The organism is Arthrobacter sp. TJ-270 (assembly GCF_058269075.1).
Map to the genome: position 1 here is coordinate 78,919 of NZ_JBZCNB010000008.1, position 17,612 is coordinate 96,530.

Below are 17,612 nucleotides of genomic sequence, written 5' to 3' on the forward strand. Positions count from 1 at the left end.
AGAAGTGTGCCGTAAATCGAAAATGAAGGGGTCAGCGGGTGACCGCGTACCAGATCAGCAGCATAGTCACGAAGAATCCGGTCATGTAGTTCAGCCACAGGAACCGTCCCCAGCCGCGGTGGGCGAGTTCGGCGTCGTCGTCCTCCAGGGATGCGAACGGAACGATATTGATGACGTACGGCAGGACGAGGAACGATGCCAGCGGTCCCGGCCACGGGGTGAACAGCATGAGCGCACCACTGACCAGATAGGCGGCGATCGCGAACCGCACGGCCGCACGGCCGCCGATGACCGTTGCTATGGAGGCGATGCCGCCGGCACGGTCAGCCCCGACGTCCTGCACAGCACCGAACGCCTGGCTCGCCACACCCCACAGGAAGAACGATCCCAGTAGTGCCCAGAGCGCCGGCGTGAACTCGGCCTGCGCCAGCACCAGGCCGTAGACCGCAGGACTCACGAAGTGCGTGCTCGAGGTGACGGAGTCCAGGAACGGGCGCTCCTTGAACCGGAGTTTCGGGGCACTGTAGGCGATCACCGCGAAGACGCTGACGGCCAGCACCAGCCATGACAAGGGCCCGCCGAGCAGAACCAGTACCGCGAGGAACGGCACGTTCGTGGCGATCGCCGCACGGAGGGTGGCCGCGTGCATGGTCCGGTCGAGCACCGCACCCTCAACGCCGCCCTTCCGGGGGTTGCGGAGATCGGACTCATAGTCGAATACGTCGTTGATCCCGTACATGGCCAGGTTGTAGGGGATCAGGAAGTACACGGTGCCGATCACCCAGGCGAGGTCGATCTGCCCGGCGGTCAGCAGGTAGGCGGCCGCAAAGGGGAAGGCAGTGTTCACCCAGGACAGGGGCCGGGAGGACACCAGCAGCGTGCGAACGGTTTTCATGGGTGCCGCTTCCGTCGACGTTCGCCAAGGAGGATCCAGAGTGCCGGCAGCAGGAGAACCGCAGCTACCGGGTAAGCGAAATCCTCCAGCGGGGCCAGCCCCACCGTGACTCCGGAGATGAGGCCGGGCGCGTAGCTGAACAGGCCGGCGGTGATCATGATGTTGTCGAACACGGCAGTCAGTATCAGCACGACGACGGCGGCACCCCCCGCTGCCGCCAGCGCAACCTTGCGCCGGCGGCCCTCCAGCACGAGCGCGGCGGCAATCCCGAAGCCTAGCGCCGGGATGAGGAACCCGGCGTTGAGCGCCCAGTACGTCATGAGCGTTCCCCCGCATCGCCCGTGCGCTGCCGCAGGAGGTGCCGGCCCCGCACCTCGAGGGCGCGCCGGAACATCAGGAACAGGTTCATGACGAGGTAGCTGAGGAAGGTCAGGAAAACCACTTCCTCGAGCGGCAGTTCAGGAGCAAGCGTGATCCCGAGCATGATCTCCGTCTGCCCCCGGTAGAAGATGCCCAACCCGATTCCGGCGAGGTCCCAGGCAAGAAAGAACAGCACACCGGTGATCAGCACGGCAGCGGCACGGCCGGCGTCGTGCCAGAAAAACAGGCGCAGCCGCTGGTCAAGAAGCACCATGCAGCCCAGCGACGCCAGCAGGAAAAGCAAATAGGCAGCGCCCATCACGCAACCGTGTTTTCCCGGACCTTGTCCGGGCGCAACGGTACCGGCAGCGGTCCGGTGCTCACGTCCCGGCGCAGCCGTTTGATGACGAGTTCGGCGCTGATCAGGCACATCGGGATGCCGATGCCCGGGATAGTGGAGCCGCCCACGTAGTACAGGCCCTGGACTTTCTGGCTGACGTTACCCGCGCGGAAGAACGCGCTCTGCCGGAGGGTATGCGCGGGACCCAGCGAGGTACCTTTCCACGAGTGGTAGTCGCGTTCGAAGTCGGCGGGGCCGTAGCTGCGCCTCAGCACGATGCGGTCGGCGAGGTCCGGGATCCCTGCCCATTCGCTGAGCTGTTCGATGACGGCGTCCGCCACGCGCTCCATGCGCTCACCGCCGCTGCCGCCGAGGCTTGGGTCCGCGGGGATGGGGACCAGGACGAAGACGTTCTCGTGGCCCTCTGGCGCCACGGTGGGGTCGGTGGCGCTGGGCTTGCATACGTACATGGATGCGGGTGTGGGGATGAACGGAGTCCGGCCGAAGATCGCCCGGAAGTTTTCTTCCCAGTCGCCGGTGAACAGCAGGGTGTGGTGCCGGAGCTGGGGGAGTTCACCCCGGATACCCAGATAGAGCAGCAGGGCGCTCGGGCCGGCAGTGCTGCGGGACCAGTACCGTTCGGGGTAGGTCTGCAGGCGCGCTGGCAGCAGCGAAGTCTCGGTGTGGTGAAGATCGGCGGCGGAGACGACGACGTCGGCAGCCAGGCTGTGTTCGGTTCCGTCACCGGAACGGTAGCGAACGCCCCGCACCGCCGCGGGAGGCCTCCGCGAGGCCGTGGAGGTGGTGTCGATAGCCAGTACCTCGGCTCCCGTGGAGATGGTGACTCCGGCGTTCCGCGCGAGCCGTTCCAGAGATTCCACAAGCCGGGTGAAACCGCCCATGGGGTAGAGCACCCCGTCGTCGAGGTCCAGGTGGCTCATGAGGTGGTACATGCTCGGCGCGGTGAAGGGGGAGGTTCCCAGGAACACGGCCGGATACTCGAGGATCTGCTGCAGCCTCGGGTCGGAGACGTAGCGCCGTGCGTAGCTGTGCAGCGGTTCCAGCAGCAGGCGGCCAAGGCGCGGCAGGCGTGCCAGGATGTCCGGCGTCAGCAGCGAGGCGAAAGACTCGAAGGTGGAGTAGAGGAATCGGCGGGTGGCCATGGTGTACGTCTCGGCCGCGGAATCGAGGTAAGCCTCCAGCTTCGCGCCCGCACCGGGTTCCAGCCGCTCGAAGAGTTCCACCACCCGGCGTCGTTCAGCGGGAACGTCCACCGGTTCGCTGAAGCCCTCGGACAGCAGCCGGTAGCCCGGGTCGAGTTTCACCAGGTCCAGTTGTTCGTCGGCGGAGGTTCCGAGCAGTTGGAAGAAATGGTCGATCACCTCCGGCATCAGGTACCACGAGGGTCCGGCGTCGAATGTGAAGCCGTCTTCGCTCCAGGAGTGGGCGCGCCCGCCCACGGCATCCTGCTTCTCAAGCACGGTGACGTGGTGACCCTCGGTGGCCAGCAACGCGGCGGTCGCCAGACCGCTGATACCGCCTCCGATGACGACGACGGTGCGCCCGGACGGAATGGGTGCCTTCACTGTGCCTCCACTTGGGACGGGTCGGGGCTGGCGGGGGCGAGTCCCCGCCTACCGGTGAGGACAGCGGCCGCGATCCGCATCTTCACGGTGTTGGGAACGCTTATCCGGGTCCGGATCAGCTCGGATGCCGGGGTCGCGCGGATCCTCGCAGCAAGCTCGGCGAAGAGCTCCTGGGCGAGGGCGACGGCCCTGCGGCTGGACGCCGGCAGGCGGTGGAGCACAGCGCGGGACTCGTGCAGGTCCTTCTCAATGTCCTCGAGCAGTATCCTCTTGTGCGTCTCATCGAAGTTGGCGGGGGACACGTCCGGAAAGTAACTGCGGCCCAACGAGGTGAAGTCTTCGGCGAGGTCACGGAGGAAGTTGACCTTCTGGAAGGCGGCGCCTAGGTGGCGTGCCCCTTGTTCGAGCCGCTCCGTTTCCTCCTTGCTGACGTTCTGCCCGTACAGGAAGCACTTCAGGCACATCAGGCCCACTACCTCCGCGGAGCCGTAGACGTACCGCGCGAAAGACTCGGGTGTGTGTTCCACCTGGTCGAGGTCGGCGCGCATCGAAGCGAAGAACGGCCTGGTCAGATCAGTACCGATACCGGTGCGGCGGGCGGTGTCTGCGAAGGCATGAACAACCAGGTTGGTGCTGTACCCGAGGGCCATGGCACGCTCGGTCTCGCGCTCGAACTCATCGAGCTGCTGCCGGGTTTCGTCGGGTGCCAGGCCCGCGGCGTAGGTGACGCCGTCGACAATCTCATCCGCGACGCGCACCAGTGCGTAGACAGCCTCGACCTGGCGTCGCACACCGCCCTCGAAGAGACGCGACGCCAGCCCAAACGAGGTGGAGTAGGAGTGCAGCACCACCGCGGAGGATTTCAACGCTGCGTTCGTATAGTCGGCGAGCGCGTCGCGGTCCCGGCTCACGCGCGTACCCGCTCGGTCACGACGTCGGAAAGGGGCGTCAGGCCGTCGCGGAGGGCCTGCGGTACAGAGGGGTCGAGCAGCGACTGCAGGGACCGCTCGACAAGGTCGGTGACGAGCTGCATGGACCGGTCCCGGGCGCCGCATTCAATCAGCAGCTCCCGGACCTCCCCTGCGCCTGAGGCTGTCAGGTCCCGGTTAGCCAGGAGCTCGGCGATCCGCGGCCACTGCGGCTGATCAGCGGCGTGGGAGATCAGTGCGGTTCGCTTGCCCTCCCGGAGGTCCCCCCAGCCGACTTTGCCGGTCCGGCTTTCATCGCCGAAGACGCCGATCAGGTCATCGGCCACCTGGTAGGCCGTTCCGAGGCAGCGGCCAAACTCTCCGAGCGCCTTCACCAGCAGGTCCTCAGCGCCTGCAAGAACGGCTCCGGCCTGCAGCGGCGCTTCGAAGGAATAGACGGCCGTCTTCAACCGTGCCATGTCGAGCACTTCGTTGACGGGTTGGGGAGTGGGGTCGAGGGGAGCAAGCACATCAAGTAGTTCGCCGGCGGCGGAGGCAAAGACGGCTTCGTCGAGAAGATCGCCCAATCGCTGGCGGGTAGCGAGGTCGGCGTCCACCTCGCCCAGAATCCGGTATGCGTTGGACAGCGCGAGATCACCGGCGATCACTCCGACTGACAGGCCTGCGTGCTCGGCACGCTCCGGGCTGTTTCCCTTCGCAGCAGCGCGGTTGCGGTAGGCGCCGGAGACGTTCGGGACGCCGCGGCGGGCGAAATCCCGGTCCACGACGTCGTCGTGCACAATCAGCGCGGTGTGGAGGAGTTCGAACGACGCCGCGACGGTGGCCGCCGTCGTGCGGTCGGTGCCGCCGAGCAGCCCGTAAACGGTCATGACGAGGCGGGGACGGAAGCGCTTCCCGCCCGCCGTGGAGGCTTCAAGGTGCTCCCACATGGTGCGGTAGTCGGGGTGCATCGCTTCCGCCCGGTTCTTGGACCGGGAGAAGAAGGACGTGAGGACATCGTTCACCAGCTGGTTGTCGATGGAACCAGCCAGTGTGGTCTCCTTGTCCATAGGTAAAGTAAACACGCGCAACTCATAGGAGGGAAATGAACCGGATGCCAGAGCTGGTTGTCCTGGCGGCCGACGACGGAACGCCTGTCGGCACGGAGGACAAAGCTACGGTTCACTCCACCTCGACGCCGCTTCACCTGGCCTTTTCGGCGCATGTCTATGACGACGCCGGCCGCATTCTCATCACGCGCCGTGCACTGTCCAAGCGCACGTGGCCCGGGGTCTGGACCAATTCTTTCTGCGGGCATCCGGGACCGGGCGAGGCTACCGAGGACGCCGTGGTGCGCCGGGCCGGGCGCGAGCTAGGGCTTCGGCTGGAGCTGGTGGAACTTCGGCTGCCGGACTTCCGTTACCGGGCCGTGGACGCTTCCGGTGTGGTGGAGAACGAGATCTGCCCCGTCTACACCGCGAGGGCGGCTTCTCCGGTGGCTCCGCGCGAGGACGAAGTGATGGAGTGGCAGTGGGCCGACCCGCTGCAGCTCAGCACGGCAGTCGCCGCGGCTCCGTGGGCCTTCAGTCCGTGGCTGACCCTGCAGTTGCCCCTGCTCTACCCGGACCGGTTCCCCTCACCCGCGTAGCAGGAAATCAGGACAGCAACGCCCGACGACGGCGCTCCCGGCGTGCGCTGATTGTCCGCCTCCAGCGCTGCCACGGAGGCGCCTGGCGCCAGTGCAGCGCGAGGGTGTGGAACGCCCGTTGAACACGCAGGCGCCCGGCCGCGCCTCCGGCCAGCGCACGGGCCGAAATGCCGACCCGGAGCGAGGGGTCATAGGCTGTGCGCTGGGTGGGATCGAGCGCGAAGCCGAGGTCGATGTCGTCGTGCACGTTCGGGTCATAGCGGTGGATCCGGTCTCGGACCTTCGCCCACTCCGCGCGCGGGAAGGCGCAGTTGGAACCGAACGGCGGCCAGTGGGCCATCGCCAGACCCATGGAGACGAAGTAGGCCTGCATGTAGACGAGTCCGGCGAATTTCGCGCGGATGGGGCCGGCATCGTAAAAGTCACCGGGGCCGGTGAGGACGGCCAGATCGGGTTCGCGGGTGAAACGGTCGGCGATGCGCTGAATCCAGTCGGACGGCGGGATGGAGTCGGCGTCGCACCGGACAATGATGTCACCCCGGGCGGCATCGTAGCCGGTTGAGGCGGCGGCGGCGATCCCGGGGGCCGCTTCCGCGATCACCCTTGCTCCCCACCTCGTTGCGATGTCTGCGCTGTTGTCAGTGGAGTTGTTGTCGACCACGATGACCTCCAGCGGAGCCGCAGTCTGTTCGGAGAGTGCTTCGAGGCAGCGCGCCAGGGGACCGGCGTCGTCCTTGCAGGGAATCACCACGGACAGGGACGGCATGCCCCCGATCGTAGCTGGATTCGGCCAGTAGGCTTGGATTTCATGATCACCGACCTTATCCGCAGGCCCACCACGCCTGCCGAGGTCGCCGCGGACGGCGTACGGGCCGTCGCCGTACTCAGCACAGTTGCCATGATGATCTGGTGGAGTCCGGTCGACGTGGCGGTGTTCTTCCTGGCACTCGGCGGACTCACCCTGTCCCGCTACGCGCGTCCCCACCCCGTATTCGACACCGTTTACGGGTGCGCGCTGCTTTTCGCGTGCTGGAGCAGCGTTCTGAACCTGTACGACGTTGTTCCCTGGTGGGACCTGCTGGTGCACTGCCTTTGCACGGGGCCAGTGGCTGGAATGACATACGTCCTGGCAGCGCATGTGCGGCTGCTGCCCGCGGCAGGGCACTCACGACGGGATCGGGTGGGTGTAGTGCTTCAGGTGGTGCTCCTCGGCATGGCCCTCAGTGTCCTGTGGGAGTTCGCAGAGTGGGCCGGTAACGCGTGGGTGGATGATGACATCTACGTCACCTATACGGACACTTTGGGCGACCTCGCTGTCGCGACCCTGGGGTCATTGGCCGCGGGTATCCTTCTCGCTTGGCTTACGCGGCCCCGTGCGCGGTGGCGGTCCTGACGGCTACCCGGGAAGCAGCCTCGAGTATCATCCATGCCTGGAGCTGGGTAGATAGATCCACCGGTCCCTCGCCGACTGATTCCCCGGGCACAGAAGGAAAGACCAGGACAGGACGACGGCGCTCGCCGGCCTCCCGCTCACCGCGACCCTCCCACAGGGCGTGCGCCATCGTCGTTATCAGCCTGTGTGCGGTGCCGCGCGTAGGTTCCGGGAGCGCGGGTGTTGCGGCAGCGAGTGCGAGGTAGCGGACGAGGATCCCGGTGAAGAGTCCGCCGTCGCCGCCGCCGTGCGTGCGCAGCTCACCGCTCGGATGCACAAGGTGGTTCGCCACCGCGGTGACGAGCTCCTCCGCACGCGAAAGGCTTCGTGAATCACCGAGGGTCAGGAGAGCCCCGAGGGCGGGGCCCTGGTTGTACGTGTAGATGTCGGTAACAACGCGCCCGCCGGGTATGCGGATGCCGTCAAGCAGGAGGCCGGTTTCCGGGTCCTGGAGGCGGTCGAAGAGCCAGTCAATCAGGCGGGCCGCTTCCTCAAGGCGCCCGATGCGGGCGAAGTACAGGGCCGCTGGACCAGTGGCTGCCGTGTTCTTGAAGCTGCGGGACGTGTTCCAGAACATGCCTCCGCCAAGGTCCGGAGTCTGCGCCGAAGCCAGGACCGGTGTCAGCGTGGAAAGTGGCCTGGTGCCCGCGATGTCGGCTGAGCGTGAGGCTGCGAGGGCAAGCCAGGCCATGTCGTCGTAGTAGGCGTTGGCCCAGCGGCCGCCGTTGCGGAGGCGGATCGTGCGCAGGAGCCGGCGGGCGCGCATTCGGTGCGCGGCGCCGTCGTCGTTGGCGCCTTCCCGATCCGCGGCGTCGAGCAGGCAATCGAGGTAGTGTGCCTGCCACCAGTAGTGCCACGGCTCCCCGGTCCGGGCGGGGAAGCTGACCCTCGCGAGATGCGTTCCGGGCAGGCCGAACAGTCGGTGGCCGAACGCAGTAGGTATAGAAGCAGCAGCGCTAGCGGCTGCGGCTGCTGCGGTACCTGCGTCGGCTGGTTCTCCGGCGGGCTCAGTGGTGGGCATAAAGCCACCCTAAACCGCGCCGGCGTCGTGTGGTTTGAGCACAATGCACAGTGGCGCAGCGGATGGATGTTGCAGTGCTCTGCATCACAGTAGGCTCGCAGGAGAGCGTGCTCGTCGCATTACGCTTCGGTTCAACCCTCGACGCAAAGGAGATGTCATGGACTGTGCAGGAACGGTGGCCCTGGTGACCGGTGGAGCGTCCGGGCTCGGCCGGGCAACGGCACAGCGACTGCATGAGGACGGCGCGGCGGTGGTAATTCTTGACCTGCCGCAGTCGGAAGGGGCCGGCTTCGCGGACTCCCTGGGAGAGCGGGCGCGCTTCGTGCCGGCTGACGTGACCAGCGAGGAGCAGGTCCAGGCAGCGGTTGATGCGGCGTCCGAACTTGGCCCGCTGCGGATCGTTGTGAACTGTGCAGGAGTGGCGACGCCCGGCAAGGTGCTGGGCCGTGACGGCGTACTGCCGCTGGAGCAGTTCAGCAAGGTCATCAACATCAACCTGATCGGTACGTTCAACGTGCTGCGGCTCGCGGCTGCGGCGATGGCGGCCATGGACCCGGTGCAGACCGAGACCGGAACGCCGGAGCGCGGCGTCATCATCAACACGGCATCGGTTGCTGCATTCGACGGGCAGATCGGGCAGCCCGCCTACTCCGCCTCGAAGGGCGCCGTCGCAGCGATGACCCTGCCGATTGCGCGTGAGCTTGCGCGCTCCTTCATCCGGGTCATGACAATCGCCCCCGGCATTTTCGAGACGCCCATGATGGCCGGTTTACCCCAGGAAGCGCAGGACTCGCTTGGGAAGCAGGTGCCGCACCCGTCCAGACTCGGTAAGGCCTCCGAATACGCGTCGCTCGCTGCACACATTGTGGAGAACCAGATGCTCAACGGTGAAACGATCCGCCTCGACGGTGCCATCCGTATGGCCCCGAAATAGATCGTTCTCACTACTCATACCCCTGGCGAAAGGACAGCTCAATGGAGAGCGGCCTCCCCTCCGCGGACTTCTACGGATTCGAGTCCCTGCTCAGCGACGCCGAACGGGCGAAGCTTCAGGACGTTCGCGACTTCCTCGCCAAGGAAGTGGCTCCCTACGCGACCGACTGGTGGAATCGGGCTGAATTCCCGCTTGAGGTGCTGCCGAAACTCGCCGCCCTCAACCTCAGCACTCCGGTCCAGCAGGGGTACAGCCACCTGTTCAGCGGCATGGTCATCGCTGAGCTCACCCGTGCCGACACGTCGCTGGCGACCTTCTTCATGGTGCACCACGACCTCTTCGTCGAGGCCCTGCACGAGTTTGGAACCGAGGAACAGAAGGCGCGGCTGCTGCGCGACGCCATGAATCTCACCACCACCGGCGCGTTTGCCCTCACCGAGCCTGAGCATGGGTCCGATGTAGCTGGAGGCATGGCAACCACCGCAACCCGCGACGGCGACACCTGGGTCCTCAACGGCACAAAGCGCTGGATCGGAAACGGAACGTTCTGTGACTACATGCTGCTGTGGGCGCGTGACACAGCGGACGGCTCGGTGCGCGGCTTCATCCTGGATGCCACACTTCCCGGTGTGACCCGGACGGCAATCGAGAACAAGATCGCGCTGCGGACCGTGCAGAACGCGGACATCCTGCTGGACAATGTCCGGGTGCCCGAAGCCGACCGATTCGCCGGAATCAGCAGTTTCAATGACACCAAGCGCCTGTTGCGGGGCTCCCGCATCCTGGTGGGCTGGCAGGCGGTCGGACAGCAGCTCGCTGCGTTCGATGCGGCGCGGGCGTACGCCGTGGAGCGCCACCAGTTCGGCCGTCCGCTCGCGAGTTTTCAGCTCATCCAGGAACAGCTGGTCCGTATGCTCGGCAACACCACTGCCAGCCTTGGAATGATGACGCGGGTGGCCCAGCTGCAGCAGGACGAAGACCGCGGACTGCACGGCGCGCACAACGACCTCAAGCACGGTGGGGCCGACATGGCGCAGGCAGCACTCGCCAAGTCCTACACCTCGGCGCGGATGCGGGAAACCGTGGCGTTGGGCAGATCGATCTTCGGCGGCAACGGCATCGTGACCGACTACCGGATGGCGAAGATCTTCGCGGATGCCGAGGCCATCTACACCTATGAGGGTTCCTTTGAAATCAACACCCTCATTGTCGGCCGGGCCGTTACGGGAGTTTCAGCGATCCTCTAGCGCGCCGTTGCGGCCCGCTACGCCCCTTGTGCAATCCGATCTCATAGGAGGTGAAGGCGATCAGGGTCACTACGATCAGCGGCAGGACGAACCACGCCATGACAGCGGTGAACCCTTCGAGCGCGTCGTGGGCGGTGGCAGCCAAAAGAACATAGCCGGTGTAGGCCAGATACAGGGCCACGAACAGGCCGCCCTCCCATCGGGCGACTGCGAACCCGGTGAACGCGATGGGCAGCAGGGCCAGGGCCGCGGCCAGCATCACCGGGATGTCGAAGGCCACCGCAGCGGCCGAGACCGGGATGCCGCCCGAAGCGATCAGCGCGGGCAGGCCGAGTACCACTCCGATGTTGAAGATGTTGCTGCCGATCACGTTGCCCACGGCCAGATCGCGTTCGCCTCGGCGCACCGCGATGATCGAGGTCGCCAGCTCGGGCAGCGAGGTCCCGACGGCCACCACGGTCAAGCCCACGACGAGGCTGCTCACCCCCAGGGTGGTGGCAATGTTCACCGCGCCTTCGACGAGCAGCGTGGCGCCGGCGACCAGCAGGCCCACCCCGAGCACCACCAGCAGAACGGATTTTCCGACAGAAGCCGGAGGCGGCTCCTCATCTACGCCGGCGGTATCTACGCCGGCGGTGTCAGCACCGGGCGGGTTCCCGATCGTTCCCGCTGCATGGACAGTCTCGCTGGTGTCACGGCGGCTGATGACCACGGTCAGCACCGTATGTGCCATCACCGCGCAGAACAGAATCAACCCGTCAATCGAACTGATCCGCCCATCGAGGCACACGAGCAGTAGCCCGACCGACAGAATCACCATCAGGGGCAGATCGAAGCGCACCAGCCGCTGCTTGACCGCCAGGGGGATGACAAGGGCGGAGAGTCCGAGTATGAGCAGGATGTTGACGATATTGCTGCCGACCACGTTGCCCACTGCCAATCCGGGCTCGTCGCGCAGAACAGCGCCGATGGTGACCGCGAGTTCCGGGGCCGAGGTGGCGGCCGAAACCACCGTCAGTCCCACCACCAAAGAGGAAATGCCCACTCGCCGAGCCAGGGCTGACGCCCCTCGCACCAGGAATTCCCCGCCCAGTACCAGCAGCGCCAGCCCGACGAGGATCCTTCCCGTGTCCAAGAGGTCCATGAGCACGAGTGTACGGACCACACATTGAAGGGCCCGTTCATCCACGCACAGCCGCTGTGATCCGTCACACGGCTGCGCGCGGAATGTTGCGGCGGGGTCTCGGGGTTCCACCGAGAGAGACCATAGTGCCGATGAGAGGAAACAGCAGTGAAAGCAGCGTTCTATTCAGAGTATGGTGACCCGGGAGTCCTCCAGTATGGCGATCAGCCGGAGCCCAAGGTCGGTCCGGACACGGTCCTCATCGAGGTGAAGGCAACATCGGTCAATCCTGTCGACTGGAAGGTCATGGCCGGCTACCTGGACGGCGCGATTGCCGCGCACTTCCCGGTCATTCCGGGCTGGGATGTTGCCGGTGTCGTCATTCAGCCGGGGCCCGCGGTCCCCGAGTTCTCTGCCGGTGACGAGGTGATGGGTTACGTGCGGATGGACACCGTGGGCCAGGGCACTTTCGCGGAGCGGGTCTCCGCCCCGGTGCGTACGCTATCGCGCAAGCCCTCCAACCTTTCCTGGGCTGAGGCGGCGACGGTTCCCTTGACCGGCCTTACCGCGCTACAGACCCTGGACGCGCTGGACGTGACTGAAGGCGATACCGTGCTGATCCACAACGGTGCCGGTGGCGTGGGAACCTTCGGCATCCAGATTGCACGCGCCCGTGGGGCCCGCGTGATCGCTACCGCATCCGAGCGGAACCATGACTTCCTCAGGGAACTCGGCGCCGAACCCGTCGCCTACGGTGAGGGCGTCGCCGACCGTGTCCGCGAGATCGCCCCGGACGGTGTCAGCGCCGTCGCCGACTTCGTAGGAGGCGAGGACTGGCAGGCGTCCCTCGACGTGCTGACGCAGCCGGGGCGCGTGGCCTCGATTGCCGATGCGGCAGTGAAGGAGCACGGCGGGCAGTACATCTTTGTGCGGCCGGTCGCAGAGGATCTGTCCACCCTCGCGGACCTTATCGAAGCAGGCAAGGTGAAGCCCGTACTCGCCGAAACCTACCCGCTGGAGAAGGCTGCCGATGCGTTCTCAGCGAACATGGACGGCCACACGCGCGGGAAGATCGCGATTACGGTCGGCTCCGACTAACGAGTCAGGCCGAGTCAGCGGGAATGGCTGCACGCTCGAAGAGAGCCCGTCATTCCTGCTGGCCCCTGCGTTCGGTACCAGGGTCCTCGGGCAGGTCGTCCTCGTCCTCGTAGTATTCGTCGTCGTCCTCATCTGCCAGGTTGATCGGGGGCAGGTTAGCCGTCTGGCGTCGGCGCAACGCCCGGCGGTACGAATGATCGACGCGGTGGCGGCGCGAACCGGCAGTGATAAGCACAATGAATACGGCCAGCGCCGTCGCGGCGGCGGTCGGCAGAGATGCCGGCTGTCCGAACACCCGCTCGACCATGACCCAGGCCATGCCCCATACCAGCGCCAGCGCGACGGCGATGCGGCCGCGGTCCGTCGAGCAGACGACGCTTCCGACAATGACGACGATGCCGAGGCCAACGAGCGCCCAGACGAACTCATCCTCCGTGAGCAAGGAGAAACCGTTCAGGGACAGGGCCGCGGCGGTGTGGCTCAACGCCGTGAACCCGGTCCAGCCAAGGAATAGCCCGATAGGCACGTCGACGAGCGCTCCCTCCAGGCGCGTGGCCGCCGACCACCGGTTCAGCCAGCGCAAGGACACCATAAGCAGGATCAGCAGGACACCGTGCAGCACCACACTGGCGGCGTGGAGTTCCGCCTGAATCACCAGGGCCAGCGCGAGGTTCAGCGGCAGCGTGGCCATCACCACCCAACCAAGGCGGCGATGCCTGGGGCTGTGCGCCTGGCTCGGCAGCCACTGATGGACCAAGTACCCCACCATGCCGAGTCCGATCAGGACCCAGATGTACAACGCGAAGGAGTTGGGGGAGACCAGTGTGAGGTCCGGCGCAAGCAGGTCTGCGGTCCAGATCCCGGGACCTTCGCCGAGGAGTCCGGCCGCGTAGGCTGTTGCCGCAAGTGCGCCGATGACAGTAAGGGTGACCAGGATCTGCCGAACCAGGTCGGCCTTCCAGGAGCGGACGTTTCTGGCAGCACCTCGGGATGCGGTCGCTGTCCAGGCGGCAGTTCGTTTTCCTGAATCGACGGCCCACGTGGAGGCGGCGGCAGACGCTGCCCTCAGCTTCTCCGCACGTGCTGCCCTCAGCTTCTCTCTGTGGGCTTCCTCCCTCGATCCCGCATCAGTTGAGGCCGAATGAGGGCTTCCGTCGAGGCCGGATCCGGAATCTGCAGGTCCGGGAGGCGATTGTCCGGGCGCCTCGGTCGGTGCGGACTGGGCGGCCGACGTCGTTCTTCCATGGGTTTCCTCGCCGGAAGAAACCGCCGCCTTGGGCCTGGCCGCCCTCAGCCGTTCAAGGACGCTGCTCGTCTCGGTCGGTGGATTCGGAGGGGAGGCTTCGGTGCTCTTCCGGGGTGGCTCGTGCGGGGGTTGGGGCAGCCGGTGGTTGGACGGAGTCGGCATGCTCATGTGTCTTTCGGACCTCCCGGCGCTGTTTCAGCGCAAAGAACGCTGCAATGATCAGTCCCACCAGAGTACCCACCCCCATTCCCAGGAGTGCACTGGCCCACATCGGGAACCCCGTTGTGACGTCCGAAACATAGCCGAGACCCACCAGCCAGCATGACCACAGCACCCCTCCCAACGCCGCGAAAGCCAGGAAGGGACGGAGGGGTAGCCCGGCAATCCCGGCGGCGGCGACCCCGGCGGTCCGCCCACCCGGAAGAAAACGCAGCGCAACCAGACCTGCGTAAGTGGGGGATTTTCCCGCCTTCTCGACGGCGCTCCGGATTCCATGGTGAACTTTGCGGCCCCAGCGGAAGCGGTCCAGCCAGTGGGTGAGTCTCTTACGGAAAAGCAGGTACAGCGCCATGTCTCCCAACAGACTGCCGGTGGCGGCGACCAGGAGGGACACGGGAAGCAGCACCGAACCTTCGGAGGCCAGCGAGCCGGAGGCGATGACCAGAAACTCGGACGGCATGATGGGCGCGAAAACGTCAGCCACCACAACCAGCAGCGTGAGTGGGTGGATCATCAGGGACCACTCCGAGAGCGTTGACAGGTCCACCTGCACCAATTTACAGCGCAACACCCTTCATGACTTGCCCCTCGAGGGGGCATCAGGCGAGCGTGGAGAGTTCCAGGCCGCTCGTGAACGACGCCGGCCGGGACGACAGCGGATCCACGAACTCAATGTGCCGGGCCAGGAGCTGCAGCGGCGTTGAGTAGTCGTCCTCTTGCTGGGGCTGCAGGACGGGGTAGAACGGATCATTCAGAATGCCGAGGCCAAGGCCCGCCATGTGGAGCCGCAACTGGTGCGTCTTGCCGGTGTGTGGCTGGAGCCGGTAACGGCCCACCCCGTTCCGTTCTTCGAGAAGCTGCACGCGCGTCTCGGCGTTCGGCTCACCGGGTATCTCCTGCGCCAGAAGATAGTCCCGGGACTTCACGATGCGGCTATGGACAGTCCGCGGATGCGAGTCGAGCTCCAGCGACGGGTCGATGGGGGCAGCGGCCTCGTACTCCTTGCGGATGCGGCGGTTCTCGAAGAGCAACTGGTAGGCGCCGCGCGTAGCGGGATTGGTCGAGAACATGAGAATCCCGGCGGTCATGCGGTCCAGGCGGTGCATGGGAATCAGGTCCGGCAGGTCGAGCTGGACGCGTAACCGCACGAGCGCCGACTCCGCGACGTACATTCCGCCCGGCGTGGTGGGCAGGAAGTGGGGCTTGTCCACCACCAGGAGGTTCCCGTCCTGGTGCAGGATACTCAGCTCGACAGGAAGACGCTTCTCCACGGGCAGCTCGCGGTAGTACCAGATGAAGGTGTGTGCGGTCAGGGGAGTCCGGCGGGTCAGCCGCTCGCCACCGAGCGCAACCACCTCACCGCGGTCGAAGCGCTCGGCGATTCCGTCCGGGTCCACATGGTTCCACCGGTCGAGGATGTACTCCAACGCAGTGCTCCACGGGCCCTCCGAGGGGAGCCGAAGCCGCGTGGCGTTGACACCGTTGCGGACCGGGAGCGGGGATTGCATCACCTATCAAGGGTAGCGAAGAACGCACTGCAGCCTGCATTACCAGTCCGCGCCCACGGTCAGCACCCGGCGACCCGGTAGAGCGCGGCCGTCCCCTCACTGTCCACGCGTTCGAACCCGTTCTCACGCGTCAGGTCCTGCAGCCCCGGCGCCACTTCTGTTTCTCCCCGGTGCACCGAGCTGATCCCGAAGTCGAGCACATAGCGCACCCCCGTTTCCTCGACGGCAGGGCAGACCTCGGGGTTGGTGGTGAGATCGTCCAGGGATTCGTAGATGATCTTGCCGGAAGGCAGGGCAGGGAGGGTTCCATAAGGCAGCAGCGTGGGAATCCCGGTGTAGGAGTAGGAAAGCGATGCCCCGGTCAGCGGAACCCCCACAACGGCTGAACCCTCCTCTACAGCGTCCGGCAGCCGCTCGATCAGTGCGAGTTCATCGGCGGTCAGCAGGTCCGAGTTGTCCGTGAACCGGTATTTCGAGGCGGCTTCTGCCACTCCGCGCTGCACCGCGCCCAGCGGCGCCAACGCCACACCCAGAAGAACCAGCACGACGGCGGCAGCCGTCACCTGCCTGCCGCTCCGGTTACGGCGGAAGGAACGCACTTTCGGGTGCCGGGCTACGGCGTCGATGAGTGCCACCGCTCCGATCGACGCGATGATGATCCCGGCGACCGGCAACATGGCGCTGATCCGGAAGTAGTCGTTGTACCAAACGCCGGCCACGAGCCACCGCAGGTCAGGCGCCTCTTTCCAGTTCCCGATCACAAACAGCATCGCAGCCAGCGCGTACAGGGCCAGCGTCCAGCGGTGCCGCTTCCGTCGGATGACCACGACCGCACCGACCAACATCAGGACGGCTGCGAGGAAGGCGGGGGGTCGGTAGAGCGGGGACTGCAGCATCACCTCCAGCAGGGCGAAGCCCGCGTTGCCGAGCTCATCCCAGTTATCGGAGCTGGTGCGGGCGGGCCGAAGCAGCATCCATGCGGACGCGAGGACCAGCAGGTAAACACCAGTGGGAACAAGCGTGCGCCACGCTGGTCCGCCGCCTCTGCGAAGGCTGCCGTACGCGGACGCCAGAACGACCGGAAGGCTGAGACCCATTGCGCCGACCAGTGATGACGGGTGTGCCAGCGCCAGTCCCGGGAGCAGGCCGAGCAGCAGCAGGAGGTTCGCGGCCGTCGTCGTACGCAGTGGTGCACCGACGCGCATCAGCTGCACCACCAGGCCGAGCACCGCGGGCAGCATGGCGACGGAGAGCATGAACGGGTAAACCACGCCGAACTCGTACAGGAGGTACGGGAAGCTGCTGTAGGCGCCGGACAGCACGGCGGCGCTGAACAGGGCCCTGCGGCGCTCGCCGGTTACGCGGGTGACGAGGAAGAGGCAGCCGACGCACCAGATCGTCAGGACAATCGTGAGGTTCACCACGTTGATGGCCGCCGGTATGGACAACCCGGAGGACATCAGAACTACGGAAACGAGCGCATGCCAGCCAGCCGGGTAGAAGACGGGGGCCCGCGTACCCAGATACCCAAGGTCAGGGGAGGACGCGTTGCCGCTCTCGGCGATGTAACGGATGGCGTTGAGGTGGAAGATGTTGTCGTGTGACTGGGCGATGTTTTCCGGATTCCCGAAGATCCACAGGGTGATCAGGCCGATGGGGACCGCGGCCACCGCCCACGCGAGCAGGTTCGGCCGCAACGGCCCGCCGGGATCGGTGGCTAAGGCGTCGCCGAAGCGTCGACGGACCAGCCAGAGCACCACACCGACGGCGGCTGTCACACCGATCAGCGGGACAAGCGACCAGCGAACGCCCGCCAGCACTGCGGTTTCCGAGGCGACGACGACGGCGCTCACACTGAGCGGGCCGGCCAGGGCAAGCAGGGTGAGACGACGCAGCCCGAACAGCGCGCCCCAGAGCAGGCCGGGGCCGACCAGCACCAGCAGCGCAATGAGGAACCCGGGGAGCGTGCTGACCCAGCTCATGGTCTCCCTCGGTCGGTAATTCGGATGGCGCGGGCGGTAGGGACGGTTGGACGGGTGCGGGCGGG

18 protein-coding genes are annotated in these 17,612 nt (G+C 66.1%); 5 read left to right on the forward strand and 13 right to left on the reverse strand.

Features of this window, described 5'->3' with window-relative positions:
• Nucleotides 1-31: 31 nt before the first annotated feature.
• The 6 genes from AC4D2M_RS14270 to AC4D2M_RS14295 are packed head-to-tail and all read right to left on the reverse strand — an operon-like array spanning nt 32 to nt 5,159.
• The gene (locus tag AC4D2M_RS14270; RefSeq protein WP_490892552.1) at nt 32-895 is read right to left on the reverse strand and encodes a prenyltransferase; all 864 of its coding nucleotides are present in this window, start codon (nt 893-895) and stop codon (nt 32-34) included.
• Complete coding sequence (locus AC4D2M_RS14275; RefSeq protein ID WP_490892553.1) at nt 892-1,215, reverse strand: lycopene cyclase domain-containing protein; 324 nt, start codon at nt 1,213-1,215, stop codon at nt 892-894. Before AC4D2M_RS14275 ends, AC4D2M_RS14270 begins: the two co-directional genes overlap by 4 nt.
• Nucleotides 1,212-1,574 (reverse strand): lycopene cyclase domain-containing protein, encoded by a 363-nt coding sequence (locus tag AC4D2M_RS14280; protein ID WP_490892554.1) that lies wholly within the window; start codon nt 1,572-1,574, stop codon nt 1,212-1,214. The genes AC4D2M_RS14275 and AC4D2M_RS14280 overlap by 4 nt, the downstream gene beginning before the upstream one ends.
• Complete coding sequence (gene crtI, locus AC4D2M_RS14285) at nt 1,574-3,181, reverse strand: phytoene desaturase family protein (RefSeq protein ID WP_490892555.1); 1,608 nt, start codon at nt 3,179-3,181, stop codon at nt 1,574-1,576. Before crtI ends, AC4D2M_RS14280 begins: the two co-directional genes overlap by 1 nt.
• Complete coding sequence (locus tag AC4D2M_RS14290) at nt 3,178-4,092, reverse strand: phytoene/squalene synthase family protein (RefSeq protein WP_490892556.1); 915 nt, start codon at nt 4,090-4,092, stop codon at nt 3,178-3,180. Before AC4D2M_RS14290 ends, crtI begins: the two co-directional genes overlap by 4 nt.
• Entirely contained in the window at nt 4,089-5,159 is a 1,071-nt protein-coding gene (locus AC4D2M_RS14295; protein ID WP_490892557.1) for a polyprenyl synthetase family protein, read from the reverse strand. Before AC4D2M_RS14295 ends, AC4D2M_RS14290 begins: the two co-directional genes overlap by 4 nt.
• Before the next feature lie 35 nt (nt 5,160-5,194).
• Here AC4D2M_RS14295 and idi point away from each other — a divergent pair, with 35 nt between their 5' ends.
• Entirely contained in the window at nt 5,195-5,737 is a 543-nt protein-coding gene (gene idi / locus AC4D2M_RS14300; RefSeq protein WP_490892558.1) for an isopentenyl-diphosphate Delta-isomerase, read from the forward strand.
• A 7-nt stretch (nt 5,738-5,744) separates the two neighbouring features.
• Here the strand turns inward: idi and AC4D2M_RS14305 are convergent, their stop codons facing one another.
• The gene (locus tag AC4D2M_RS14305; RefSeq protein WP_490892559.1) at nt 5,745-6,503 is read right to left on the reverse strand and encodes a glycosyltransferase family 2 protein; all 759 of its coding nucleotides are present in this window, start codon (nt 6,501-6,503) and stop codon (nt 5,745-5,747) included.
• A gap of 42 nt (nt 6,504-6,545) precedes the next feature.
• Here AC4D2M_RS14305 and AC4D2M_RS14310 point away from each other — a divergent pair, with 42 nt between their 5' ends.
• Nucleotides 6,546-7,130: a DUF2238 domain-containing protein gene (locus AC4D2M_RS14310; protein ID WP_490892560.1), complete on the forward strand. Its 585-nt coding sequence runs from the start codon at nt 6,546-6,548 to the stop codon at nt 7,128-7,130.
• On the opposite strand, the gene AC4D2M_RS14315 is transcribed toward AC4D2M_RS14310, so the two are convergent.
• A complete protein-coding gene (locus AC4D2M_RS14315; RefSeq protein ID WP_490892561.1) occupies nt 7,099-8,190 on the reverse strand; it encodes a glycoside hydrolase family 76 protein in 1,092 nt (363 codons plus the stop codon). The two genes, AC4D2M_RS14310 and AC4D2M_RS14315, sit on opposite strands and share 32 nt — an antisense overlap.
• 157 nt (nt 8,191-8,347) lie before the next feature.
• Here AC4D2M_RS14315 and AC4D2M_RS14320 point away from each other — a divergent pair, with 157 nt between their 5' ends.
• On the forward strand, nt 8,348-9,124 hold the full coding sequence (locus AC4D2M_RS14320; RefSeq protein WP_490892562.1) for a 3-hydroxyacyl-CoA dehydrogenase: 777 nt from the start codon (nt 8,348-8,350) through the stop codon (nt 9,122-9,124).
• A 41-nt stretch (nt 9,125-9,165) separates the two neighbouring features.
• The gene (locus AC4D2M_RS14325) at nt 9,166-10,371 is read left to right on the forward strand and encodes an acyl-CoA dehydrogenase family protein (protein ID WP_490892563.1); all 1,206 of its coding nucleotides are present in this window, start codon (nt 9,166-9,168) and stop codon (nt 10,369-10,371) included.
• Here AC4D2M_RS14325 and AC4D2M_RS14330 read toward each other — a convergent pair.
• A complete protein-coding gene (locus tag AC4D2M_RS14330) occupies nt 10,346-11,515 on the reverse strand; it encodes a calcium/sodium antiporter (protein ID WP_490892564.1) in 1,170 nt (389 codons plus the stop codon). The two genes, AC4D2M_RS14325 and AC4D2M_RS14330, sit on opposite strands and share 26 nt — an antisense overlap.
• A 147-nt stretch (nt 11,516-11,662) precedes the next feature.
• Here AC4D2M_RS14330 and AC4D2M_RS14335 point away from each other — a divergent pair, with 147 nt between their 5' ends.
• On the forward strand, nt 11,663-12,592 hold the full coding sequence (locus AC4D2M_RS14335) for an NADP-dependent oxidoreductase (protein WP_490892565.1): 930 nt from the start codon (nt 11,663-11,665) through the stop codon (nt 12,590-12,592).
• A 49-nt stretch (nt 12,593-12,641) separates the two neighbouring features.
• On the opposite strand, the gene AC4D2M_RS14340 is transcribed toward AC4D2M_RS14335, so the two are convergent.
• From AC4D2M_RS14340 to AC4D2M_RS14355, 4 genes are read right to left on the reverse strand one after another with little or no spacing between them, the layout of a single operon-like run.
• On the reverse strand, nt 12,642-14,000 hold the full coding sequence (locus tag AC4D2M_RS14340; RefSeq protein WP_490892566.1) for a TspO-related membrane protein: 1,359 nt from the start codon (nt 13,998-14,000) through the stop codon (nt 12,642-12,644).
• Nucleotides 13,891-14,604: a DedA family protein gene (locus AC4D2M_RS14345; protein ID WP_490892567.1), complete on the reverse strand. Its 714-nt coding sequence runs from the start codon at nt 14,602-14,604 to the stop codon at nt 13,891-13,893. Before AC4D2M_RS14345 ends, AC4D2M_RS14340 begins: the two co-directional genes overlap by 110 nt.
• A gap of 52 nt (nt 14,605-14,656) precedes the next feature.
• The gene (locus AC4D2M_RS14350; RefSeq protein ID WP_490892627.1) at nt 14,657-15,565 is read right to left on the reverse strand and encodes an RluA family pseudouridine synthase; all 909 of its coding nucleotides are present in this window, start codon (nt 15,563-15,565) and stop codon (nt 14,657-14,659) included.
• 59 nt (nt 15,566-15,624) lie between these two features.
• Nucleotides 15,625-17,547: a DUF6541 family protein gene (locus AC4D2M_RS14355; protein ID WP_490892568.1), complete on the reverse strand. Its 1,923-nt coding sequence runs from the start codon at nt 17,545-17,547 to the stop codon at nt 15,625-15,627.
• Nucleotides 17,548-17,612: the final 65 nt, after the last annotated feature.